This is a genomic window from Pantoea sp. SYBGC1 (assembly GCF_057197005.1).
The window spans coordinates 1,005,612-1,028,803 of sequence record NZ_JBXUNM010000001.1; the positions used below are offsets into that span (position 1 = coordinate 1,005,612).

Annotated in this window: 20 protein-coding genes; 12 read left to right on the forward strand and 8 right to left on the reverse strand. The window is 56.6% G+C overall.

Annotated features, from left to right (window positions below; genetic code table 11):
- Positions 1–137 precede the first annotated feature (137 nt).
- The 9 genes from metG to sanA all read left to right on the forward strand — a co-directional run bounded on the left by metG (position 138) and on the right by sanA (position 10,715).
- Positions 138–2,171, forward strand: a complete 2,034-nt coding sequence (gene metG / locus AC2CF9_RS04695; RefSeq protein ID WP_484556359.1) for a methionine--tRNA ligase — start codon at positions 138–140, stop codon at positions 2,169–2,171.
- Between the two features lie 173 nt (positions 2,172–2,344).
- The gene (locus AC2CF9_RS04700; protein WP_484556360.1) at positions 2,345–2,575 is read left to right on the forward strand and encodes a hypothetical protein; all 231 of its coding nucleotides are present in this window, start codon (positions 2,345–2,347) and stop codon (positions 2,573–2,575) included.
- 95 nt (positions 2,576–2,670) lie between these two features.
- Positions 2,671–3,138: a hypothetical protein gene (locus AC2CF9_RS04705; protein WP_484556361.1), complete on the forward strand. Its 468-nt coding sequence runs from the start codon at positions 2,671–2,673 to the stop codon at positions 3,136–3,138.
- Positions 3,035–5,776, forward strand: a complete 2,742-nt coding sequence (locus AC2CF9_RS04710) for an autotransporter outer membrane beta-barrel domain-containing protein (RefSeq protein ID WP_484556444.1) — start codon at positions 3,035–3,037, stop codon at positions 5,774–5,776. The genes AC2CF9_RS04705 and AC2CF9_RS04710 overlap by 104 nt, the downstream gene beginning before the upstream one ends.
- Positions 5,777–5,916: 140 nt before the next feature.
- Positions 5,917–6,303, forward strand: coding sequence for a CidA/LrgA family protein (locus AC2CF9_RS04715; protein WP_150016485.1), 387 nt, complete (start codon positions 5,917–5,919; stop codon positions 6,301–6,303).
- Positions 6,296–6,988, forward strand: a complete 693-nt coding sequence (locus tag AC2CF9_RS04720) for a CidB/LrgB family autolysis modulator (RefSeq protein ID WP_150016486.1) — start codon at positions 6,296–6,298, stop codon at positions 6,986–6,988. Before AC2CF9_RS04715 ends, AC2CF9_RS04720 begins: the two co-directional genes overlap by 8 nt.
- Positions 6,989–7,112: 124 nt before the next feature.
- Positions 7,113–8,009 carry a cytidine deaminase gene (gene cdd / locus AC2CF9_RS04725; protein ID WP_484556362.1) on the forward strand — a complete coding sequence of 299 codons (897 nt, stop codon included), beginning with the start codon at positions 7,113–7,115 and terminating at the stop codon, positions 8,007–8,009.
- Positions 8,010–8,166: 157 nt separating this feature from the next.
- Positions 8,167–9,864 (forward strand): NAD-dependent malic enzyme, encoded by a 1,698-nt coding sequence (locus AC2CF9_RS04730; protein WP_150016488.1) that lies wholly within the window; start codon positions 8,167–8,169, stop codon positions 9,862–9,864.
- 131 nt (positions 9,865–9,995) lie between these two features.
- Positions 9,996–10,715, forward strand: a complete 720-nt coding sequence (gene sanA, locus AC2CF9_RS04735; protein ID WP_094111868.1) for an outer membrane permeability protein SanA — start codon at positions 9,996–9,998, stop codon at positions 10,713–10,715.
- 67 nt (positions 10,716–10,782) lie between these two features.
- On the opposite strand, the gene mglC is transcribed toward sanA, so the two are convergent.
- From mglC to folE, 6 genes are all read right to left on the reverse strand, one after another.
- On the reverse strand, positions 10,783–11,793 hold the full coding sequence (gene mglC, locus AC2CF9_RS04740) for a galactose/methyl galactoside ABC transporter permease MglC (protein WP_039385433.1): 1,011 nt from the start codon (positions 11,791–11,793) through the stop codon (positions 10,783–10,785).
- An 18-nt stretch (positions 11,794–11,811) separates the two neighbouring features.
- Positions 11,812–13,332, reverse strand: coding sequence for a galactose/methyl galactoside ABC transporter ATP-binding protein MglA (gene mglA / locus AC2CF9_RS04745; protein WP_071668024.1), 1,521 nt, complete (start codon positions 13,330–13,332; stop codon positions 11,812–11,814).
- A 69-nt stretch (positions 13,333–13,401) separates the two neighbouring features.
- Positions 13,402–14,397, reverse strand: a complete 996-nt coding sequence (gene mglB, locus AC2CF9_RS04750) for a galactose/glucose ABC transporter substrate-binding protein MglB (protein WP_484556363.1) — start codon at positions 14,395–14,397, stop codon at positions 13,402–13,404.
- Positions 14,398–14,704: 307 nt separating this feature from the next.
- On the reverse strand, positions 14,705–15,745 hold the full coding sequence (gene galS, locus AC2CF9_RS04755; RefSeq protein WP_150016489.1) for an HTH-type transcriptional regulator GalS: 1,041 nt from the start codon (positions 15,743–15,745) through the stop codon (positions 14,705–14,707).
- Between the two features lie 141 nt (positions 15,746–15,886).
- Positions 15,887–17,047, reverse strand: coding sequence for a DUF418 domain-containing protein YeiB (gene yeiB, locus AC2CF9_RS04760; RefSeq protein WP_484556364.1), 1,161 nt, complete (start codon positions 17,045–17,047; stop codon positions 15,887–15,889).
- Positions 17,048–17,095: 48 nt separating this feature from the next.
- Positions 17,096–17,761: a GTP cyclohydrolase I FolE gene (gene folE, locus AC2CF9_RS04765; protein ID WP_039385439.1), complete on the reverse strand. Its 666-nt coding sequence runs from the start codon at positions 17,759–17,761 to the stop codon at positions 17,096–17,098.
- Between the two features lie 305 nt (positions 17,762–18,066).
- On the opposite strand from folE, the gene ptrR reads away from it, so the two are divergent.
- The 3 genes from ptrR to fghA are packed head-to-tail and all read left to right on the forward strand — an operon-like array spanning position 18,067 to position 21,021.
- Complete coding sequence (ptrR, locus tag AC2CF9_RS04770) at positions 18,067–18,993, forward strand: putrescine utilization regulator PtrR (RefSeq protein ID WP_039385440.1); 927 nt, start codon at positions 18,067–18,069, stop codon at positions 18,991–18,993.
- A 49-nt stretch (positions 18,994–19,042) separates the two neighbouring features.
- On the forward strand, positions 19,043–20,167 hold the full coding sequence (locus AC2CF9_RS04775) for an S-(hydroxymethyl)glutathione dehydrogenase/class III alcohol dehydrogenase (protein ID WP_150016491.1): 1,125 nt from the start codon (positions 19,043–19,045) through the stop codon (positions 20,165–20,167).
- Between the two features lie 11 nt (positions 20,168–20,178).
- On the forward strand, positions 20,179–21,021 hold the full coding sequence (gene fghA, locus AC2CF9_RS04780) for an S-formylglutathione hydrolase (RefSeq protein ID WP_150016492.1): 843 nt from the start codon (positions 20,179–20,181) through the stop codon (positions 21,019–21,021).
- Positions 21,022–21,076: 55 nt separating this feature from the next.
- On the opposite strand, the gene AC2CF9_RS04785 is transcribed toward fghA, so the two are convergent.
- Entirely contained in the window at positions 21,077–21,865 is a 789-nt protein-coding gene (locus tag AC2CF9_RS04785) for an ABC transporter ATP-binding protein (RefSeq protein WP_484556365.1), read from the reverse strand.
- Positions 21,865–22,944 (reverse strand): FecCD family ABC transporter permease, encoded by a 1,080-nt coding sequence (locus AC2CF9_RS04790; RefSeq protein ID WP_484556366.1) that lies wholly within the window; start codon positions 22,942–22,944, stop codon positions 21,865–21,867. The genes AC2CF9_RS04785 and AC2CF9_RS04790 overlap by 1 nt, the downstream gene beginning before the upstream one ends.
- Positions 22,945–23,192 lie beyond the last annotated feature (248 nt).

Consider the following 23,192-nt stretch of genomic DNA (forward strand, 5'->3'; position numbering starts at 1 on the left):
CCAGAATGTAGCGGTATAAGGTCAATCATATCAGAGCAGCGCGAAAAAGAGCGCGACGCGCCTCCTGTGTTTACGCCGGAGGGTGCTTCGGTTAACATCTAACCCCGATTTTTCATTAACGGAAAGCTACGCAAATTATGACTCAAGTCGCTAAAAAATTACTGGTAACGTGCGCCCTGCCGTACGCAAACGGCTCTATCCATCTTGGTCACATGCTGGAACATATCCAGGCTGATGTATGGGTCCGTTACCAGCGAATGCGTGGCAACCAGGTTTACTTCATCTGCGCAGACGATGCGCACGGCACGCCGATTATGCTGAAAGCACAGCAGCTGGGCATCACGCCGGAGCAGATGATCGCCGATATGAAGCAGGAGCATGAAACTGACTTCGCCGGCTTTAATATCAGCTATGACAACTATCACTCAACGCATGCCGAAGAGAATCGTCAGCTGGCTGAGGTGATCTACACGCGTCTGAATGAAAATGGCTTTATTAAGAAGCGCACCATTTCGCAGCTCTACGATCCGGAAAAAGGGATGTTCCTGCCCGATCGCTTTGTGAAAGGCTCCTGCCCGAAATGTAAAGCGGTCGATCAGTATGGCGATAACTGCGAAGTGTGCAGCGCCACCTACAGCCCGACCGAGCTGATTGAGCCAAAGTCAGTGGTATCCGGCGCTACGCCGGTACTGCGTGATTCTGAACACTTCTTCTTTGATCTGCCGGCGTTCAGCGAGATGCTGCAGGCGTGGACGCGTTCCGGCGCGCTGCAGGAGCAGGTCGCCAATAAGATGCAGGAGTGGTTTGAGTCGGGACTGCAGCAGTGGGATATCTCCCGTGATGCGCCCTACTTTGGCTTTGAGATCCCGGATGCACCGGGCAAATATTTCTATGTCTGGCTGGATGCGCCAATCGGCTACATGGGCTCGTTTAAGAATCTGTGCGACAAGCGCGGCGATATCGACTTCAGCGAGTTCTGGCAGAAAGATTCTGCGACCGAGCTTTATCACTTTATCGGTAAAGATATCGTCTATTTCCACAGCCTGTTCTGGCCGGCAATGCTGGAAGGCAGCGGTTTCCGCAAGCCGACCAACCTGTTTGTGCATGGCTATGTCACGGTAAACGGCGCGAAGATGTCAAAATCGCGCGGCACCTTTATCAAAGCCAGCACCTGGCTGAAGCATCTTGATGCCGACAGCCTGCGCTACTACTACGCGGCCAAGCTCTCTTCGCGCATTGATGACATCGACCTGAATCTGGAAGATTTCGTGCAGCGCGTTAACGCTGATGTGGTGAACAAAGTCGTTAACCTGGCTTCGCGCAACGCCGGTTTTATCACCAAACGCTTTAACGGTGAGCTGGCCGCTGAACTCGCCGATCCGGCGCTGTATCAGACGTTTGTGGACGCATCAGAGAAGATTGGCGAGGCGTGGGAAAACCGTGAATATAACCGCGCTATCCGTGAGATCATGACGCTGGCCGATCTGGCGAACCGTTATGTTGATGAGCAGGCACCGTGGGTGGTGGCGAAACAGGAAGGCCGCGACGCTGATCTGCAGGCGATCTGCTCGATGGGCATCAACCTGTTCCGCGTGCTGATGACCTGGCTGAAGCCGGTACTGCCATCACTGAGCGAGCGCGCCGAGGCGTTTCTGCAGAGCGAACTGAGCTGGGATGGCATCGCGCAGCCGCTGCTGAATCACAGCGTGGCACCGTTCAAAGCGCTCTATGGCCGCATTGAGATGGCAAAAGTGGAGGCGCTGATTGAGGCATCGAAAGAGGATGCGGCGGCGGCCAGTCAGCCTGCGGTGAGCGGCCCGCTTGCTGACGCACCGATTGGCGACACCATCACCATTGATGATTTCGCCAAAGTCGATATGCGCGTGGCGCTGATTGAGCAGGCGGAGCTGGTTGAGGGTTCAGACAAGCTGCTGCGCCTGCAGCTCGATCTCGGCGGTGAGAAGCGTCAAATCTTCTCCGGCATTCGTGCTGCCTACCCCGATCCTTCGGTACTGGTGGGTAAGATGACCATTATCGTGGCTAACCTGGCACCGCGTAAGATGCGCTTTGGCGTATCGGAAGGGATGGTACTCTCAGCCGGCTCAGGCGGCAGCGATCTGTTTGTGCTCTCGGTGGACAGCGGCGCACAGCCAGGCATGCCGGTTAAGTAATCGCTTTTCAGCCCTCTCCTCTGAGAGGGCTTTTTTTTAATCCCATTACTCAGACAACGCGATACAGCCAGATAATCAATTTTCTGCAATGCAGCCTAAGAACAACCTGTTTGCGCTAACGCCAGTTATAGCATAAGCCTGTGAACTGCCTTGCAAATACAAGATTGTTTCTGATGACCAAATCATATAACTATTCTGTTTTATTATGGCATCCTGATTATCTGCCCGGAAAACAGAGGAAACATATCCCTGTTGTACCGAAAGCAGAATATCCTTTACAAAAAAATTTAGCTGGAAGTGCAAAAAATAATAATTTCATTCCAAGTCTCTGTTTTTATTTTAATATGATGAAGCGCTTTAACTATTTTATTGCCTGCTATATTTTAACAGGGAATTACTATTGAATACCGTTTTCCTGTCAGCAGCATTAACCCTCGCAGCAAAATATCCCGGCTCAGACTGGAGCTCATAACGTATCGACATTAGAGGACCCGGAATCATGAGCCATAAATTGTTTAACCTCTCTGTACTGGCGCTTGCTATTGCCGGGGCTGTAACCACCCCGGGCACCGCATTTGCCACCATTACCTATAAGGGTAACGTTACGGGCACCACTTCTTCTCCGCCCGCTAACGGTGCTGACTGGATAGATGCCCGCAACGACATCACCGCAACTGAAACGTCACCCGGCGTTGGCGGTATGTTTATTACCAGCGGCAGCCAGCTTACGGCTAACAGCCTGAGGTTTGCAGGTGAAGGAGATCTGACACTGTCAGGAACCGGTACGCGCGCAACGCTTGGCACGCTGACAACAGATAGAAATGTGGCAATTATTGTCGGCAACGGTGCATTGCTAAGTGCGAATGACATTTTGCTGCGTTTATCCTCTTTTTTTAATTGGAGGTTCTGTTACGGGAGTCGCGCCTGCTCCAGGTGCGGTTTCTGCTTCATCCGTAACGCTTGCTGATACCTCATTTATTAACTTTTCACACAACAGTAATAATTATAGTTTTAATGCCAGCCTTCTCAGTAATACAGCAGGAGAGGGAGAAATTTATGTCAGAGAAGGTAGCACCACGCTGGCAAAGAGCGGTAACTTCTCAGGCTCCTACCTGATCGGCAATGGCTGGACACAAAACTATGCGACGCTGCTTTCCGGCGCGCCAAATGCACTGGGGCAGAATGCCACATTTGAAATTCGCTCTAAAGGTACGCTGGATACCAACGGTTACAGCCAGCAGATTGGATCGATAATTAATAATGGCGGTAAGGTTATTGTTCAGGGTGCGGCTGCCGGCACCCGGGTTAATATCGCGAATGGCTATGATGGCAGCGGCGCACTGACCGTTACCGGGCGCGGTGTCACACTGAATGTGATAAACGGGCTGGTTAACCGGGGCACGCTGGCGGTGGGATCGGGCGCCACTCTCAGCGCTGACACGCTCAGTAATAATAACGGTCAGATTCGGTTTACCGACGGCGCCAGTGTTACAGCAGGTACGGTATACAATAATGGCCCGGTATTTAGCGTGAGTGGTAATAATACTGCTCTGCGGGTCACTAATCAGCTTACTAACCTTCGAACATTACAAATTCTGAACGACGCAACCGCGTCGGCAGGCAGCGTAAGTAATAGCGGTAACCTGTTACTGAACGGCACCACGCTAGCGGTGGCCAGACAGCTGGCGAGTACCGGCATAGTACTGGTACAGAACGGGGCCACGCTGGCAGCTGATAGCCTTTTGATAAGCGGTAATAGCACCACTGCGCCCTCAATGCTCTCTGTCGGCAACATTAATGGTTACGTTGCCGATAGCGCCGGGCGCGTCAATGCCAGGGAAATTACGCTCGCCTCCTCACCCACCTCGCGCGCACTGGTGAATTTTAACCACACCGATGCGAATTATAATTTTGCTTCGCCTGTAACCGGTACAGGGGATGTCGTGGTGACATCCGGGGTAACGACACTCTCTGGCCTCAATAGCTACTCAGGGAGCACTACCGTAACGGGGGGGACTCTGCGGGCGGGTGCAGACAATACCTTTAGCACAGCCTCCGCATGGAATATTGGCAGCAACGGTGAGCTGGATCTGAACGGCTACCGTCAGACGCTGGGCGACACCACCAATGCCGGTACTATCCGGCTTGCCGGCGCCGCTGCCGGTAATGTCCTTACCGTCGATGGTAATTACACCGGTAACGACGGCACTCTGATATTCGGCACCGAGCTTGATGATGACAATGCCCGTACCGATCGACTGGTGGTCACCGGCGACGCCAGCGGTACCACCAATATCGCCGTGAATAACCTTGGCGGACGCGGCGCGCAAACCTATAACGGCATTGAGCTGATTGAAGTGCAGGGCAGCGCCGACAGCAGCGCATTCCGTCAGCAGGGACGCATTGTAGCGGGCGCCTATGAATATCGCCTGCTGCGCGGTAATAAAAACTGGTACCTGACCAATCGCGTTAATCTGGAAACGGGCCTGCCGATTATCGGCGACGGCGGCGACAACGGCGGCGGTGGCGATAACGGCAGCGGTGGCGGTGGCGACAACGGTAGTGGCGGTGATAACGGTAGTGGCGGTGATAACGGCAGTGGCGGTGATAACGGCGGCGGCGGTGATAACGGCGGCGGCGGGGAAAGCGTGGCAGTACTACGCCCGGAAGGCGGCGCTTATGCTGCTAACCTCGCCACTGCATCTACGCTGTTCGATACCCGTATGAGCGATCGTCAGGGCACCTGGTACCTCGATCCGCTGACCGGCGAACAGCAGTACACGTCACTCTGGCTGCGCGTCGCCGGCGATCGCAGTCGTCAGCACGCCGGTGACGGCCAGCTGCGCACCCGCGCCAACAGCGTAGTGACCCTGCTCGGCGGCGATATTGCCGCTACTGACGCTGCCCGCGTCGGCCTGATGGCGGGCTATGGCAACAGCAAAAGCAATAGTGCATCCGGGATCACCGGCTACCGCGCCCGCGGCCAGATCAATGGCTATACCACCGGTATATATGGTACCTGGTTTGCCGAAGGGACCGATGAAAAAGGCCTGTGGGCGGACAGCACGCTGCAGTACAGCTGGTTTAACAATCAGGTAGAGGGGGAGGATGAAGCGGGTGAATCTTATCGCTCTAAAGGGTTTAGCGCCTCGCTCTCTTCCGGCTACGTTATTCCGCTGGCGCAGAGCGAGCGCCGTGCTTTCTTTCTGCAGCCGCAGGCGCGCATCGGCTGGTCGGGTATTAAAGCTGATGACCATACCGAGCGCAACGGCACGCTGGTGCAAGGCAGCGGTCAGGATAACGTCAGCAGCAGCCTGGGCGTTAAAGCCTTTATGAAGAGCCATGCTGCACAGGACGATCGCAACGGCCGCCGCTTCAGCCTGTTTACCGAAGCCAACTGGATCCACAACAGTCGTGAATACGCGGTGCGCATGGATGATGTCGTGGTTTCACAACAGGGCAGTCGTAATATTGCCGAAGCGCGCGTAGGCGTGGACGGGGTACTGAGCAATGGTCTCGGCCTGAAAGGCACTGTTGGTCAGCAGGTGGGTGATAACGGCTGGTCTGATACTCAGGCGGCCATCAGCGTCAGCTATCGCTTCTGACAACGGATCCGGGCACCGTTTGCATACCGCTGCGGACCCGGGCTCCTTTTTTTTAGCTTCTGGTTCAGCGCCAGCTTTTGTGACGTCTGGCACGCTAAGCACGTAATGCGTATGATGTAAACCGATAACAGACGCCGGAGATGCCTGACGTGTTAACTGCCTGCTGGCGCTATCTGCGCGCCTTTACGATTATCTATGCCGCGCTCTATGCCGGTATCGCGCTCGCCGCCCTGCTTCCGTTTACTATCCCTGGCAGTATTATCGGTATGCTGCTGCTGTTTTTACTGCTCGGACTGCAGATCCTGCCGGTCCACTGGGTCAAGCCCGGCTGCCAGCTGCTGATCCGCTATATGGCGCTGCTGTTTGTGCCGATAAGCGTTGGCGTTATCAGCTATACCGATGTGCTCTCCGCGCAGTTTGGCCCGATTGTGGTCTCCTGCCTGACCAGTACGCTGATGGTACTGGTGGTAGTGGGGTTCAGCGCTGAACGCCTGCAGCGCCCGCAACCGGAGCAGCCGCATGAGTGACGTCTGGTGGTCCCTGCCGCTGACGCTGGCGGCCTGGTTTGCGGCACGCTGGCTGGCCGCAAAGCTCAAAATCTCGCTGATTAATCCGCTGCTGGTGGCCATGGCGATCATTATCCCGCTGCTGCTGCTGACGCATACGCCTTACACGCGCTATTTTGCCGGCAGCGCTCTGCTGAATCAGCTGCTGCAGCCGGCGGTCGTGGCGCTGGCGCTGCCGCTCTATGAGCAGATGCATCAAATCCGCGCGCGCTGGAAAACGATCATCAGCGTCTGCTTTATTGGCAGCATGACGGCTATGGTTTCTGGTACCGCAATGGCGCTGTGGCTGGGCGCCACACCGGAGATCGCCGCGACGCTGCTGCCTAAGTCGGTCACCACACCGATCGCCATGGCGGTCTCCGCCTCCCTGCACGGCATTCCGGCTATCAGCGCTATCTGCGTGCTGATCGCCGGTGTATTTGGTGCCGTATTCGGGCACATGCTGCTGAACCTGCTGCGCATCCGCAGCAAAGCAGCGCGCGGCCTGGCAATTGGCAACGCGTCACACGCGCTGGGCACGGCGCGCGCAGCGGAACTCGACTATCAGGAAGGGGCGTTCAGTTCGCTGGCGCTGGTGATCTGCGGCATCATCACCTCTTTGCTGGCGCCGTTTATCTTTCCGCTGCTGCTGGCGTGGTTTGGCTGAAACTTTGCGAGAGATCTCGCAAAGTTGAAACAACTCAATGAGCTTACATTGTCATAGCGACATGGATCACATATAACTCAGCAGGCGGCGCACCGCCGCTGATGAGTTAATGAGGCCTGATACCATGCACCCACGATTCTCCTCCGCTTTCTCCGACCTGCCGCTGCCCCTGCAGCAGGCGCTGCAGCCGCTGCTGGACGCGCCCGATTTTCACGGCGTTCTCCGCCCCGATGAGCGGATAGCGCTGCAGCAGGCGACCGGACTGGAAGAGGATCCGCTGGCGCTGGCGCTCCTGCCGCTTGCCGCCTGCTGTGCGGTTGCCCCGCTCTCCCGCTTTAACGTTGGCGCTATCGCACGCGGCGTCAGCGGCCACTGGTATTTTGGGGCGAATATGGAGTTTCGCGGCGCCACAATGCAGCAGACGGTGCACGCTGAGCAGAGCGCGATTACCCACGCCTGGCTGCGCGGTGAAAACGGGCTCGAGGCCATTACGGTTAACTACACGCCGTGCGGCCACTGTCGTCAGTTTATGAATGAGCTGAACAGCGGCACGGCGATCCGCATCAGTCTGCCGGGCCGTGACGTGAACACGCTGGCCCACTACCTGCCCGATGCATTTGGTCCTGCTGACCTCAATATTACCGAACGGCTGATGACGCCGGTTGACCACGCCTTTACCCCTGCCGGCGATGCCCTGCAGCAGGCGGCGATCCGGGCTGCCAGCCAGAGCCATGCGCCTTACAGCTTCAGCTACAGCGGCGTGGCACTGGAGAGCCGCAGCGGCGCCATTTACAGCGGCCGCTATGCAGAGAATGCCGCCTTCAATCCGAGCCTGCCGCCGCTGCAGGCCGCGCTGATCCTGATGAATATGCATCATGAACCGCTGGAAGCTATCCGTCGCGCGGCGCTGGCTGAGTCTGCAGAGGGTACGCTGACGCAGGCGGACGCCACGCGGGCGACGCTGGCCGCGCTCGGCTGCCGCGAGCTGACGATTACTTTAGTTTCAAAAACATCCGTTTAGTGATCCTTTTACCGCTTTTGTGACCTGCTGTTAACAAAAGCTGTACATCTGCCGGAATTTTCATAGGATCGGGCGCCAGACCTTTACAATAATCAGATCTGGCGTGACCTTTTCGTAGCGATACGTCAGCAAACACTGCAACCGGAGCAAACATTGCATGGAACTCGAGTACGAAAGTAAACGCCCGCTCTATATCCCCTATGCGGGTCCGATTCTGCTGGAATTTCCGCTGCTGAATAAAGGCAGCGCCTTCTCTCTGGAAGAGCGAAACGAATTTAATCTTAATGGTCTGCTGCCGGATGCGGTTGAGACCATTGAAGAGCAGGCGGAGCGCGCCTGGCGTCAGTTCCTGGATTTCAAAAACAACAACGACAAGCACGTCTATCTGCGCAATATCCAGGATACCAACGAAACCCTGTTCTACCGCCTGCTGGATAATCATCTGGAAGAGATGATGCCGATTATCTACACCCCGACCGTGGGCGCGGCATGCGAGCACTTCTCTGAAATTTACCGTCGCGCGCGCGGCGTATTCATCTCCTACAACAATCGCGATCGCATCGAAGACATGCTGCAGAACGCCACCAAGCAGAATGTTAAAGTTATTGTGGTTACGGATGGCGAGCGCATTCTGGGTCTGGGCGACCTCGGCATCGGCGGCATGGGTATCCCGATTGGTAAACTGTCGCTCTATACCGCCTGCGGCGGCATCAGTCCGGCTTACACCCTGCCGGTGGTACTGGATGTCGGAACCAATAACCCGCAGCTGCTCAACGACCCGCTCTATATGGGCTGGCGCCATCCGCGCATTACCGGCGAAGAGTATGAGTCGTTTGTGAATGAATTTATTCAGGCGGTGAAACGTCGCTGGCCAAACGTCCTGCTGCAGTTCGAAGATTTTGCGCAGAAGAACGCCATGCCGCTGCTGCAGCGCTATCGCGATGAGATCTGCTGCTTCAATGACGATATTCAGGGCACTGCAGCCGTTACCGTTGGTACCCTGATTGCCGCCAGCCGCGCCGCAGGCAGCCGCCTGTGCGAGCAGAAAGTGGTTTTCCTCGGTGCCGGTTCTGCAGGCTGCGGTATTGCTGAACAGATTATTGCGCAGATGAAATCGGAAGGGCTGAGCGATGATGAAGCGCGTTCGCGCGTCATGATGGTTGACCGCTTTGGTCTGCTTACCGACAAGTTGCCAAACCTGCTCGACTTCCAGAGCAAGCTGGTGCAGAAAAGTGACAACCTGAAAGCCTGGGACGTCACCAGCGACACGATTTCGCTGCTGGATGTGGTGCGCAACGCGCAGCCCGATATTCTGATCGGCGTATCGGGCCAGCCAGGCCTGTTTACCGAAGAGATCATTCGCGAGATGCATAAGCACTGCAAACGCCCTATCGTGATGCCGCTCTCTAACCCGACGTCACGCGTGGAAGCGACGCCGGCGGATATTATCGCCTGGACCGACGGTGCCGCGCTGGTTGCCACCGGCAGCCCGTTCTCACCGGTGACCTGGAAAGGCAAAACCTATCCGATTGCCCAGTGCAATAACTCCTATATCTTTCCGGGCATCGGACTCGGCGTGATTGCCGCGGGCGCAACGCGCGTGACCGATTCCATGCTGATGACCGCCAGCCGCGCGCTGGCTGACTGCTCGCCGCTGGTTAACGACGGCGAAGGTCCGGTCCTGCCGGAGATCAAAGATATTCAGGGCGTCTCCAAACTGATCGCGATGGAAGTGGGCAAAGCGGCGCAGCTGGCTGGCGTTGCCGTGGTAACGTCGGAGGATGTGCTCTCCAAAGCGGTTCACAACAACTTCTGGCTGCCGCAGTATCGTCACTACCGCCGTACCTCTATCTGATCGCCTCAGCGCCGGATTTCGATCCGGCGCTGCTGAAAAAAACATCAGCCAGCCGGGGTGAGCTTGCTTAGCCGCCCCGGCTCAAGTAGCCTTGAAGCACCCTGAATCCTGCCTGTTGAGTTGCCGCGCGCATGCTGAAACGCGTTTTCTTTGCTCTGATCATCATCATCTTAGCGATGGTGGCGACCGCGCTCGGCCTTGATCGCTGGATCAGCTGGAAAACCGCGCCGTTTATCTATGAAGATGTCGCTTCGCTGCCGCATCGCCAGGTTGGCGTGGTACTGGGCACCGCGAAATATTATCGTGCCGGCGTCATTAATCAGTATTACCTCTATCGCATGCAGGGCGCGCTCAACGCCTACAACAGCGGTAAAGTTAACTATCTGCTGCTGAGCGGCGACAACGCCCAGCAGAGCTATAACGAGCCTGCCACCATGCGACGCGATCTGATTAAAGCAGGTGTCGATCCGGCCGATATCGTGCTGGATTATGCCGGTTTTCGCACGCTCGACTCCATTGTGCGCACGCGCAAGGTGTTTGACACCAACGACTTCATTATTATCACCCAGCGCTTTCACTGCGAGCGGGCGCTCTACATTGCGCTGCACCTTGGCATTCAGGCACAGTGCTATGCCGTGCCCTCGCCGAAAAATATGCTGTCGGTGCGCGCACGCGAAGTCGGTGCCCGGCTGGGTGCCATGGCCGATCTCTATCTGATGAAGCGCGAGCCGCGTTTTCTCGGACCGCTGGTGCCGATTCCGGCAGTGCATACGGTGCCGGAAGATGCGCAGAGCTATCCGGCGGTCACGCCTGAACAGCTGCTGGAGCTGGAAGAGAAGCTGCGTAAATAGCCTTTGCTGCGGCCGGCAGCCATAAAAAAAGGCTGCGCCAGCGCAGCCTTTTTCCGTTACCTCAATCTTATTTCTTGCGCGAGTATTTCAGTGAATCCAGCGCCACGGCGAAGATAATGATGCCGCCCTTGATGATGTACTGCCAGTAAGGGTTCACGCCGATGTAAGTCAGACCGTAGTTGATTACGGTAAAGATAATTACCCCGGTTACGACGCCTGCGACCGTACCCACACCGCCGGCGAAGGAGACGCCGCCCACCACGCAGGCCGCAATCGCATCCAGCTCATACATAAAGCCGAGGTTGTTGGTGGCGCTGCCGATACGGCCCGCTTCCAGCAGACCGCCAAACGCATAGAACACCCCTGACAGGGCATAGACCAGAATCAGGTTGAACGGCACGTTAACGCCTGAGACTTTCGCCGCTTCCGGGTTACCGCCAATCGCAAAAATGTTTTTACCGAAGCGGGTTTTGTTCCACAGGATCCAGACAAACACGATAGCGATAATGGCGTAAAAGGTGATAAACGAGAGCTTGAAGTCACCAAAGCGCAGGAAACCCTGGGTAAAGGTGGAGAAGCCTGCGTCGAAGCCGGCAATCGGCGAGGCACCGACAAAATCGTAGTAGAGTGAGTTAATACCATACACGATGATCATTGTACCCAGCGTGGTAATAAACGGCGTTACCTTGAGGTACGCGATGATTACGCCGTTTACCAGGCCAATCACGCCACCGATAATGCACACCACCAGAATAACCAGCGGAATCGGCATGGTTTCCAGATGCGGGAAAACTTTGTTCGCGTTATCCATTGACTGCAGCAGCGTCGCCGCCACTACCGCCGCCAGTCCTACCTGCCGCCCGGCGGAGAGGTCAGTACCCTGAGTCACAATCAGCCCGGCCACGCCCAGCGCGATAATAATACGCACCGACGATTGCGTCAGGATGTTACTCAGGTTCATTAAACTTAAAAACGTCGGATCCTGGAAAATAATAATCGCCAGCAGAACAAACAGGACGACGTAAATACCGCCCTCTTTTAACCAGGTTAGCGCATTCTTTTTAGTAGTCGCTTTCATTTTAAAGCCCTTGCTTCATTAAAGGTGTAATGACGCTAAACGCAGGATTTCATTCTGCGAGGTCGTTTTTGTATCGACAATACCGGCTACCTGACCGTTACTCATGACCAGAATACGATCGGTTATACCCAGCAGCTCTGGCATTTCTGAGGAGATAATAATAATGCCCTTCTCTTTTTTGGCCAGTTCTGAAATCAGCTGATAAATTTCAAATTTAGCCCCCACGTCAATACCGCGCGTGGGTTCATCAAGCATTAATATTTCCGGCTGGGTCAGCAGCCAGCGGCCAATAATGACTTTCTGCTGGTTACCGCCTGAAAGCGAGCCAATCTGCGTATGGTGACCTGGCGTTTTTACCCGCATCGAGTCAATAACCCACTGGGTATCGCTCTTCATACGTTTATTATCGAGCAGGCCGATACTGGATTTATATTTTTTAATATTGGAGATAAGCGAGTTAAAGCCGATATCGAGATAGGCGTAGATCCCGGTGGAGCGACGCTCTTCTGTAACCAGCGCAAAACCGTGGTTGATCGCCTCGTTTGCACTGTGGTTGTTGATCGCTTTGCCGTGCAGCCGGATAGTTCCGCCCGACTTCTCGCGAATGCCGAACAGCGTCTCAACGATATCGGTACGCTTGGCACCCACCAGCCCGGCGATACCGAGGATCTCCCCTTTATGCAGGTCAAATGAGATATCGCGAATTGAGGGCTGACGCAGTGACGTCAGGTTGCGGACTTCCAGAATCACCTCACCCGGCACGTTGCTCTTATCCGGGAAGCGCTGATTAAGCGAACGGCCCACCATCATGGCGATGATCTTATCCATATCCAGCCCTTCCAGCGACTGAGTGGCGATCCACTGTCCGTCGCGCAGAATGGTTATCTCGTCGCACAGCTGAAAGATCTCTTCCATCTTATGCGAGATATAGACAATACCGCAGCCGCGATCTTTTAATTTACGAATAATCGTAAACAGGTGGTTAACTTCTTTTTCCGTCAGCGAAGAGGTCGGTTCATCCATAATGACTATTTTGGCGTCATAGGAGAACGCTTTGGCAATTTCAATCATCTGCATCTGCGATACAGAAAGATTCGCCACTTTATCGCGCGGATCGATATCAATGTCGAGTTCATCAAAGATCGCTTTGGTATCGCGATACATTTTGTCCTGATCGACAAATGGCCCTTTACGCGGGTAGCGACCCAGCCACATATTATCCATCACGCTGCGCTGCAGCACGAGGTTTAATTCCTGATGCACCATTGAGACGCCATTTTCCAGCGCTTCTTTGGAGCTTTTATAGTCAATCTCCTGGCCCTGAAAAAGAATACTCCCTGTATCTTTTTTATAGATGCCAAATAAGCACTTTAATAATGTCGATTTTCCGGCGCCGTTTTCACCCATCAAGGCATGGACGGAGTGCGGCCGCACTTTCAAATTCACATTATCTAAGGCTTTCACCCCTGGAAATGATTTCGAGACATTCGTCATCTCCAGCAGATATTCACGCTGTGTGGTCGGATTCTCACTGGCCATAATTTACCTGGCTAAAAAAAGCGTATGCAGATGCAATAAGGCGCGGCAAATTGCCGCGCCCGGAATAGATTACTTCGCAAACTGAGAGAGGTTCTCTTTATCTACGGCGACATAAGGCACGCGAACCACTTTATCTTCCATCTTGAAGTTAGTGCCCGCGGTCGGCTCTTTGCCATCTGCCAGGTTCTTCGCGATATCCAGCGTGGCTTTCGCCTGGTTTTCCGCATCGTTCAGCACGGTACCCGCCATCGCGCCCGATTTCACCAGCGCCAGCGCTTCTGGCAGCGCATCGACGCCAAACACCGGAATGCTTGATTTGTTGTGTGCTTTCAGCGCTTCAACCGCGCCCATTGCCATTGCATCGTTGTTGGCAATGATCACTTCAATTTTGTTAGCGTTCGGACCGGAGAGCCACGCATCGACTTTATCTTTCGCCTGAGCGGTATCCCACATTGCGGTATCCATCGCCAGCTGCTGCGTTTTGATGCCATCTTTGTTCAGGGTGTCGATAACATATTTGGTGCGCGCTTCAGCATCCGGGTGGCCTGGCTCGCCTTTCAGCAGGACAAACTGAATCTGGCCATCTTTGTTCAGATCCCAGGCTGGCGTCGATTTCCAGTGCTTCTCAATCAGCTCGCCCTGTTTGATACCTGACTCTTTCGAGTCTGTACCGACATAATAGGCTTTCGCATAGCTCGCCAGCACTTTGGCGTTCGGCTCTTTGTTAAAGAACACAATCGGTACGTCATTGGCTTTGGCTTTGTCGATAACTACCGCTGCCGCTGCCGGATCTACCAGGTTAATTGCCAGCGCTTTCACGCCCTTGGCCATCAGCACGTCAATCTGGTCGTTCTGTTTGGACTGGTCATTCTGCGAGTCATTCATCAGCAGCTGAATGCCGCCCAGTGTTTTCGCCTCTTTTTCGATATCCTTGCGCACCATTGACATGAAGTTGTCATCATATTTGTAAATGGTCACGCCAATGCGGGTATCGGCGGCATGCGCAGTTGCACCAAACATCATGCTGGCAACCAGTGCTGTGAGCGTGAAAACCTTCTTATTCATGGTATCTCCGGTTTTAATTATGCAGGGTATTTCATTGCGCCCTGCTGCCTGCGGGCAGCGAACGCAGTCGGTTGAAACGCTATCATTCTGGAGCAGGCGCGGGCGTTAGCCGGACCGCTCTCCCTATCCTGACTTCCCTGTACGTAACCGCTTCCTGAAGAGTGTTGTGAACCATTTCAATCGGCTACTGAAACCTGTCCGGAGAGGCGTGACCCGGCGTTTCATGATGTTTCAGTCCGGTAAGACGCTGCCATCATAGTGAGCGGTCTGGTAATTAACTGTGAATGTAATCACATATTGGAAACGGTTACATGGCGCTATCGCCCGGATTAGTGATCGACTCCACAATTTGTCGCTGGGCCACTGAGTGACGCCGCACCAGCGTAGGCATGAAACAGTGCGATGCCTGGGGATCCAGCTCGCCGGCTGCACCTTTCAGCGCCAGCTCTGTTGCCAGTTTCGCCATAGAAACAATGGGATAGCGTACGGTTGTCAGCTGGGGATCGGTGTAACGTGAAATGGGAATGTCATCAAAACCGATGACAGAAAAATGCTGCGGCACCTGAATGCCGTTATCTTTCAGCGCCGTCAGAGCGCCAGCCGCCATGCCATCGTTATAGGAAAACACGGCAGTCAGATGCAGATTGCGCCCGAGCAGCTCCACCATCGCGGCTTCACCGCCCTGCATGTCAGGTTCAGCATGGGCGATCCACGCCTCTGCCGGCTGGATACGCTGCTCTGCCAGCGCCTGCAGCCAGCCATCGCGGCGCTGGGCCACATCTTCAATCGGGTGGCTGGAGCTGAGATAGCCGATACGCTGATGCCCCTGCTGCAGCAGCATGCGGGTAGCGACCTGCGCACCGGTTACATTGTCGAGACAGACGCAGCGATGCTCGTAGCCGCGGATCACCCGGTTAACCAGCACCATTCCCGGCACCTGATCCATAAACTGCATGAGTTCAGCGTCTGAAAGCGTTTTCGCATGTACCACCAGCGCATTGCAGCGCTGACGGATCAGCACCTCAATGGCGTGCCGCTCTTTATCTTCCTGATGCCAGGAATTACTGATGAGAACATGCTTGTGCACCCGCTGTGCTACGGTATCCACCGCTTTCACCAGCGCGCCAAAAAAGGGATCGGAGACATCCATGACAACGACACCGATAGTGTCGCTGACCTGGGTAGCGAGCGCCTGTGCGTTGGCGTTCGGACGATAGCCCAGCGATTCTACCGCCTGCAGCACGGCGTCGCGGGTATCAGAGGTGACTGCACTGCTGTTATTGAGCACGCGCGACACGGTGGCAACAGAAACTCCCGCCAGTCGGGCGACATCACGAATCGTTATCATGCAGCGGTTCCACAAAGGCTGAAAGACGCGACGGGCGCGTAATAGCGCTATAGTGTCAGGCCGCAGACTTCAGCTACGTGAAACAGCTCACATCAATGAAAACGGTTACATTGCTTTATGCGATCTTTGTGATGCAGGTCATTATCTGACAGGCGGTACTGCGGTGCCGGTTGCAGAGAGACGCTGCGTCAGCCAGCGCCACAGCCACTCCAGCGGCCCCTGACGAAAATAGCGCAGCCAGAGCGCTGAGAAGAGAAGATTGACTGTCCAGATAACGGGCACCAGCGTCAGCAGCTGTAACCGGCTAAAATGCAGGAAGAGATCAAACCGGTAGAAAAGCGTGGTACAGATCAGCGTCTGTAACAGATAGTTGCTCAGCGCCATGCGCCCCACCCCCTGAATCAGGCCGCACACCCGGTTACGCGCCAGCGCAGGCCAGAAGCCGAGACAGAGCGCCGCATAGCCGAGGCTGATAAAAGGAGAGGCAAGATCGCGCGGCACCTGCAGATAAAAGCTGGTCCAGCGCAGTGCCCACTGCAGCTGCCACTGCGCAACGATACCCGGCACCGCAATTAGCCAGCCGGTCGTCAGCAGCAGCAGTGCGGCGCGCCGGTAGTGCTGCAGGCTGAACTCACCGGTCAGCCAGCCGCAGCGCAGCAGCGCGGCACCCATCAGCATCAGCCCCGCCAGCTGCCAGCCATACTGCGATGCCAGCGCCATCAGCCCCGATGCGAGCAGATCGAGCCGGTTGCGCACCGCTTCCCAGCCGCCCACCAGCTTCCAGTAACTTTCATACTCCAGCGCAGCGGCGCCCGGCTGCCAGCCGCTGCTGCTCTGATTACCGGAGATCGCCCCGAAGATAAGCAGCACCGCACAGCCCACCAGATAGAGCAGCACGCCGGTCTGAAACAGCGCACGCTCAGAGGGCACCTCACGCAGCAGACGCCAGATAATCAGGCCGATAAGCCCGTAGTCGAGGAGAATATCCCCTTCCCAGAAGAAGACGCCGTGGATAAACCCGAGCAGCACCAGCAGCGTCAGGCGCGTGCTGATCCAGCGCTTACCGCGGGGGATCTGCAGCGCCAGTCCGGCACCAAACAGCAGTGCAAACAGCGTGAGGAATTTCAGCTGCGCCAGCCCGTCCAGTATCGCCCAGGTCCAGGCATCCTGCGGCGTAACGCTGCCCTGCCAGGCGGGATTAAGATAGGCGGCTGACGGCAGGCCAAAGCCGGTGATATTGAGCAGCAAAATGCCCAGAACCGCGCATCCGCGAATAAAATCCAGCGCCTGGTAGCGTTGCATTGCGGCCCTCAGCCATCAAAAAAGGCGGCACCGGGGCCGCCTGGGGGATCAGATATGACGTACCGCGCGCAGGAACTCCTGACGCGTATTCTGGCTCGATTTAAACAGTCCGCCCAGCGACGTGGTCGTGGTGGCACTGGTCGCATCTTTCACACCGCGCGCTTTTACGCAGTAGTGAACTGCATCAATCGACACCGCCACGTTAGTGGTACCAAGCAGCGTCTGCAGCGCAACCAGCACCTGCTGCGTCAGTCGCTCCTGCACCTGCGGGCGCTGGGCGAAAAACTGCACGATGCGGTTGATTTTCGACAGGCCGATCACCTTGTCTTTGGGAATGTAGGCCACCGTTGCCTTGCCATCGATGATCACAAAATGGTGCTCGCAGGTGCTGGTCAGCGTGATGTCACGCACCGTCACCATCTCGTCCACTTTCATTTTGTTTTCGATAACGGTGATTTTCGGGAAGTTGGCGTAATCGAGACCTGAGAAAATCTCATCCACATACATTTTTGCGATGCGATGCGGCGTCTCCATCAGGCTGTCATCTTCCAGGTCCAGATTCAGCAGCTGCATGATTTGCGTCATGTGACCGGCAATTTCACGCTTGCGCGTTTCGCTATCCATTTCGCGCACCGGGGCGCGTAACGGCGTTTCCAGACCGCGCGCCAGCAGCGCTTCATGAACCAGGGCGGCTTCCTGACTTAAGGTGCTCATCGTTCTCATTCTCCGGCAGGTGATGCACCCGCGGAACATAGCCCGCGGGGGAAATTCTGAGCGCGTATTGTGAAACACAACGCAGGCTTAATCCAGCAATCAATCTGATTGGCAATCAGCACGTGCGCGTGCGCGGCACCAAAAGGCGCAAAAAAGCGGCTGTTGCTGTCGCTATCACTACACTTATCAGCAGCGCGCCTGGCTAAACTGCAAAAGCGGCGATAACGCACTTGCCAGTCGGCGACGGGCGGTTTAGACTCACAAAATATGAATAACATCACACTTGTTGTTTACGGGATGAGAAGATGGATTTAGTTCAGCTGCGGATGTTCTGTTGTGTAGCCGATACCGGTTCTCTGGCGCGCGCCGCTGAACAGCTGCATCGCGTGCCCTCTAATCTCACCACGCGCCTGCGCCAGCTGGAAGAGGAGATCGGGGTTGATCTGTTCATCCGCGAGAAGCAGCGCATGCGTCTGTCACCGATGGGGCACAATTTTCTTAACTACGCCCGTCGTATTCTGGCGCTGAGCGATGAAGCGCTGAATATCGCCCGCGCCGGTGAGCCGGGCGGCAATTTTGCTTTTGGTTCTATGGAGAGCACGGCAGCTACCCGCCTGCCGGCGCTGTTGGCCGCCTATCATCAGCGCTATCCGGCGGTGGCGCTCTCCCTGGTGACCGGCACTTCAGGCGATATCATCGACAAAGTGCGCGCCGGCACGCTGGCGGCGGCGCTGGTTGATGGTCCGGCTCCCTATGATGACCTGAACGGCTGTATCGCCTTCAGCGAAGAGATGGTGCTCATCTCCAGCCCCGAACACCCGCCGATCCTCAGCGCACGCGATACCCAGCAGGATACGCTGTTTGCCTTTGGCAACAGCTGCTCCTACCGCACCCGGCTGGAGAGCTGGTACCGCGACAGCCAGAGCGCGCCGCGCAATGTTATGGAGATTCAGTCCTATCACGCGATGGTTGCCTGCGTGGCGGGCGGCGGCGGCGTGGCGATGCTGCCCGCCTCCGTGCTGGCGCAGATGCCGGCGCGCGAGCGGGTGCAGGAGCACGCGCTGCCGCCGCTCTATCGCGATACCGCTACCTGGCTGATGTGGCGACGCGATGCGTTTACGCCGAACGTCGAGGCGCTGAAATACCTGATTATCGATATGTTTGATGACCGGCCACAGCACGACGGCCTGCTGCATCCGCTGCCGGACAGCGAGCAGACGCTGCTGAAATAAGTAATGACCACCAGGGCCACTGGCCCGCATCTACCGCAAGAGGGATTGCATGAACATGATTAAAACCCGTGCCGCCGTTGCCTGGGCACCTGGCGAGCCGCTGAAAATTGAAGAAGTGGATCTGATGCCGCCGCAGAAAGGCGAAGTGTTAGTACGCATCGTTGCTACCGGCGTTTGCCATACCGACGCCTATACGCTCTCCGGCAAAGATCCGGAAGGCGTTTTCCCGGCCATTCTCGGTCATGAAGGTGGCGGCGTGGTGGAAGCGGTGGGCGAAGGCGTTACCAGCGTCGCCGTAGGCGATCACGTTATCCCGCTCTACACCCCGGAGTGCGGCAAATGTAAGTTCTGCCTCTCCGGCAAAACCAACCTCTGCCAGGCGATCCGCGCCACTCAGGGCAAAGGACTGATGCCGGATGGCACTACGCGCTTCTTTAAAGATGGCCAGCCGATTTTCCACTATATGGGCACCTCTACTTTTTCCGAGTACACCGTCGTACCGGAGATCTCGCTGGCGAAAATCAGCAAAGAAGCTCCGCTGGAAGAGGTATGCCTGCTGGGCTGCGGCGTGACCACCGGCATGGGCGCGGTGATGAATACCGCCAAAGTCAAAGCGGGCGACACCGTAGCGATTTTTGGTCTCGGCGGTATTGGCCTCTCGGCGATCATCGGTGCGCAGATGGCAAAAGCGGGCCGCATTATCGCTATCGATATCAATACCAGCAAATTTGATTTGGCCCGCAAGCTGGGTGCCACCGACCTGATCAACCCGAAAGATTACGATAAGCCTATTCAGGATGTCATCGTTGAGCTGACCGATGGCGGCGTCGATTTCTCCTTTGAGTGTATCGGTAACGTCAACGTCATGCGTTCGGCGCTGGAGTGCTGCCACAAAGGCTGGGGTGAGTCGGTCATCATCGGCGTGGCCGGTGCCGGTGAAGAGATCTCCACCCGCCCGTTCCAGCTGGTCACGGGCCGCGTCTGGCGGGGTTCCGCGTTTGGCGGCGTGAAAGGCCGCAGCCAGCTGCCGGGTATCGTGCAGGATTATCTGGATGGCAAGTTTGCGCTGAACGATTTCATCACCCATACCATGGCGCTGGAAGAGATCAACGACGCCTTTGATCTGATGCACGAAGGGAAATCGATTCGCTCTGTGGTGCACTTCAACAAATAACCGGAGGCGTTATGGCATCCACGCTGGAACTACTGGAAGAACACCGCATCTTTGGCGGCTGGCAACAACGCTGGCGACATTCGTCAGCGGTGCTGAACTGCCCGATGACGTTCAGCATTTTTTTACCGCCGCCGAAAGCTGATACGCCGCCGCCCGCAGTCTGGTTTCTCGCCGGACTGACCTGCAGCGACGAAAACTTTACCACCAAAGCGGGTGCCCAGCGCGTGGCCGCAGAGCTGGGTCTGGTGCTGATTATGCCGGACACCAGCCCGCGCGGTGACGCGGTGGCTAACGATGAGAGTTACGATCTCGGCCAGGGCGCCGGCTTCTATCTCAACGCAACGCAGCAGCCGTGGGCGGCGCACTATCGTATGTTTGACTACCTCAGCGAGGAGCTGCCGGCGCTGCTGGCGGATAACTTCAAGCTGAGCGATCGGCAGTCGATCATGGGCCACTCAATGGGAGGACACGGTGCGCTGGTGCTGGCGCTGCGCCTCGGCGGACGCTTTGCTTCCGCTTCAGCTTTTGCACCCATTGTGAATCCCTGCGACGTCCCCTGGGGGCAGAAAGCGTTTACTGCCTATCTCGGCGACGATCGCCAGGCGTGGCGTGAGTGGGACAGCTGCCTGCTGATGCAGGAGGCGGAACAGCGTCTGCCGCTGCTGATTGATCAGGGTGACGGCGACCAGTTTCTGGCGGACCAGCTGCGTCCGGACCGTCTTGAGGCGATTGCGCGCGAACAGGGGTTCCCGCTGGAGCTGCGCATTCAGCCGGGTTACGACCATAGCTACTTCTTTATCGCCACGTTTGTGGAAGATCACCTGCGCTTTCACGCGAAACATCTGCTGGTATAACCGCCTCGCCCTGCTGGGCGAGGCTGCACAGGGCGCGCAGGCTGCGCGCCCTGCCTTACATCAGCGACTCTGCCACCAGCCCGTCAATCATTACCTGCGGCATGCCCTGCGAGCAGTGCTCAATACGGCCGCGCACGCCGTACACCTGCGCCAGCGTCTGCGGCGTAATCACCTCTGCGGGTATGCCATCCGCCAGACGTCTGCCCTGCTTCAGCATCAGCGCGTGGTCAGCATGCCGCAGCGCGATATTGATATCATGCACCACCACCACCGTGACCATATTACGCAGCCGGGTTTCGCGTCGTACCAGATCCATCACGTGAAACTGATAGTTGAGATCCAGCGCGCTCAGCGGTTCATCCAGCAGCAGCAGCTCCGGCCGGCGGATCAGCGACTGCGCCAGGCCTACCAGCTGCTTCTGCCCGCCTGAGAGCTGATCGAGGTAGCGCATCGCCAGATGAGCGATACCCAGCTGCTCCAGCAGCGCCATAATCTCCGCTTCGCTGTCCGCATTATGGAGGCCGCCCGAGGCGCGCTGCGCCACGATAATCGACTCCAGTACGTGCAGGTGGACTCCGGCAGGCAGCGTCTGCGGCAGATAGACCACCCGCTTTGCACGCTGCGTGAAGGGCTGCGCCATTAAATCAACGCCGTTCAGCCAGAGTGCGCCCTCACCTTTACCCAGGCCCGCCAGCGCGCGCAGCAGCGTGGATTTACCGCAGCCGTTAGGACCAAGCAGCACGGTGATTTTGCCGCGCGGCAGCGTGGCAACGTCCAGATTGTCGATCACCTGACGCTTAGGATAACCGGCGCTGAACTGCTCAATACGTAAGCCTGAATCCATTACACGCTCCCCCGGTGACGCAGAATAATACTCAGGAAGAAGGGAACGCCGACCAGCGAGGTCACGATCCCCACCGGAATAATCACGCCCGGGATCAGGTTTTTCGACGCAACCGAGGCCAGCGACAGCACCAGCGCGCCGACCAGCGCGCTGGCGGGCAGATAGTAACGATGATCTTCGCCAAACATCATGCGGGCGATGTGCGGGGCGACGAGGCCGATAAAGCCAATCGGCCCGACAAAGGCCACTGCCAGCGCCGAGAGAATGCTGATGCGTAACAGCGTTGCCAGTCGCAGGCGGCGCACGTCGATACCAAAACTAATGGCGCGATCTTCCCCCAGCCGCAGCGCGGTCAGCTTCCAGCTGCTCAGCATGGAAAACGGTACCAGCAGCGCAAAGGCGGCGCTGAGCACGCCCAGCTTCTCCCACGACGCGCGCGCCAGGCTACCCATGGTCCAGAACACCAGCCCCTGTAGCGTATCTTCGCTGGCGATAAACTGCATCATGGAAACCAGCGCGTTGAAGGTAAACACCAGCGCAATACCAAACAGCACCACGCCGGAGGTGGAGACTTTACTCCAGCGCGTAATGCCATCCAGCATCAGCGCGGCAAACAGCGCAAATACAAAGGCGTTAGCGGAGATAAACCACTGATCGGAGAGGCCGGGAAAACCCACGCCGAGGATAATCGCCAGCGCGGCACCAAAGGCTGCAGCGGAAGAGACGCCCAGCGTAAAGGGACTCGCCAGCGGGTTATTCAGAATGGTTTGCATCTCAGCACCCGCCAGCCCCAGAGAGAGTCCGACAACCACCGCCATCAGCGCATAGGGCAGACGGATATCCCAGACGATGACGCGGGTACCGGCATCCATAGCATCCGGATGCAGCAGCGTCTGTCCGAGCGTTTCCAGCGTAAGCCCGGCCGGACCGAGGGTGAAATCGAGAATAACCGAGGCGAGAATAGCAACAACCAGTATGCCAGTCAGCAGCAGTCGCTGACGCAGCACCTGACGATAACGTGTCAGGGTGTCAGCTTCAGGGGGGTGTTCCGCTATCAGCACGGAATCCGTCGTACGCATGAGTCTACCTGTATAGCCGTAATCATAACGGCTGACACAATAGAGCAGGTGATAATAATTATCAATTATATCTCTGTAACAAAGCTCAACCCGGCAGGGATGCATAAATACGCCAGGGACGCATGAATGCGCCCCCTACGTACCGTGCAACCGTTGGGGCGGCATTAATGCCGCCCTGGGTTGGGTGAATCGTATGAAACCAGGGACGCATTAATGCGTCCCCTACGTACCGTGCAACCACAGGGGCG

Excerpts from the sequence above, each read along its gene's own strand:
- metG (WP_484556359.1), top strand. The coding sequence starts at position 138 with ATGACTCAAGTCGCTAAAAAATTACTGGTAACGTGCGCCCTGCCGTAC.
- AC2CF9_RS04700 (WP_484556360.1), top strand. The coding sequence starts at position 2,345 with ATGACCAAATCATATAACTATTCTGTTTTATTATGGCATCCTGATTAT.
- AC2CF9_RS04705 (WP_484556361.1), top strand. The coding sequence starts at position 2,671 with ATGAGCCATAAATTGTTTAACCTCTCTGTACTGGCGCTTGCTATTGCC.
- AC2CF9_RS04710 (WP_484556444.1), top strand. The coding sequence starts at position 3,035 with ATGACATTTTGCTGCGTTTATCCTCTTTTTTTAATTGGAGGTTCTGTT.
- AC2CF9_RS04715 (WP_150016485.1), top strand. The coding sequence starts at position 5,917 with ATGCCTGACGTGTTAACTGCCTGCTGGCGCTATCTGCGCGCCTTTACG.
- AC2CF9_RS04720 (WP_150016486.1), top strand. The coding sequence starts at position 6,296 with ATGAGTGACGTCTGGTGGTCCCTGCCGCTGACGCTGGCGGCCTGGTTT.
- cdd (WP_484556362.1), top strand. The coding sequence starts at position 7,113 with ATGCACCCACGATTCTCCTCCGCTTTCTCCGACCTGCCGCTGCCCCTG.
- AC2CF9_RS04730 (WP_150016488.1), top strand. The coding sequence starts at position 8,167 with ATGGAACTCGAGTACGAAAGTAAACGCCCGCTCTATATCCCCTATGCG.
- sanA (WP_094111868.1), top strand. The coding sequence starts at position 9,996 with ATGCTGAAACGCGTTTTCTTTGCTCTGATCATCATCATCTTAGCGATG.
- mglC (WP_039385433.1), bottom strand. The coding sequence starts at position 11,793 with ATGAAAGCGACTACTAAAAAGAATGCGCTAACCTGGTTAAAAGAGGGC.
- mglA (WP_071668024.1), bottom strand. The coding sequence starts at position 13,332 with ATGGCCAGTGAGAATCCGACCACACAGCGTGAATATCTGCTGGAGATG.
- mglB (WP_484556363.1), bottom strand. The coding sequence starts at position 14,397 with ATGAATAAGAAGGTTTTCACGCTCACAGCACTGGTTGCCAGCATGATG.
- galS (WP_150016489.1), bottom strand. The coding sequence starts at position 15,745 with ATGATAACGATTCGTGATGTCGCCCGACTGGCGGGAGTTTCTGTTGCC.
- yeiB (WP_484556364.1), bottom strand. The coding sequence starts at position 17,047 with ATGCAACGCTACCAGGCGCTGGATTTTATTCGCGGATGCGCGGTTCTG.
- folE (WP_039385439.1), bottom strand. The coding sequence starts at position 17,761 with ATGAGCACCTTAAGTCAGGAAGCCGCCCTGGTTCATGAAGCGCTGCTG.
- ptrR (WP_039385440.1), top strand. The coding sequence starts at position 18,067 with ATGGATTTAGTTCAGCTGCGGATGTTCTGTTGTGTAGCCGATACCGGT.
- AC2CF9_RS04775 (WP_150016491.1), top strand. The coding sequence starts at position 19,043 with ATGAACATGATTAAAACCCGTGCCGCCGTTGCCTGGGCACCTGGCGAG.
- fghA (WP_150016492.1), top strand. The coding sequence starts at position 20,179 with ATGGCATCCACGCTGGAACTACTGGAAGAACACCGCATCTTTGGCGGC.
- AC2CF9_RS04785 (WP_484556365.1), bottom strand. The coding sequence starts at position 21,865 with ATGGATTCAGGCTTACGTATTGAGCAGTTCAGCGCCGGTTATCCTAAG.
- AC2CF9_RS04790 (WP_484556366.1), bottom strand. The coding sequence starts at position 22,944 with ATGCGTACGACGGATTCCGTGCTGATAGCGGAACACCCCCCTGAAGCT.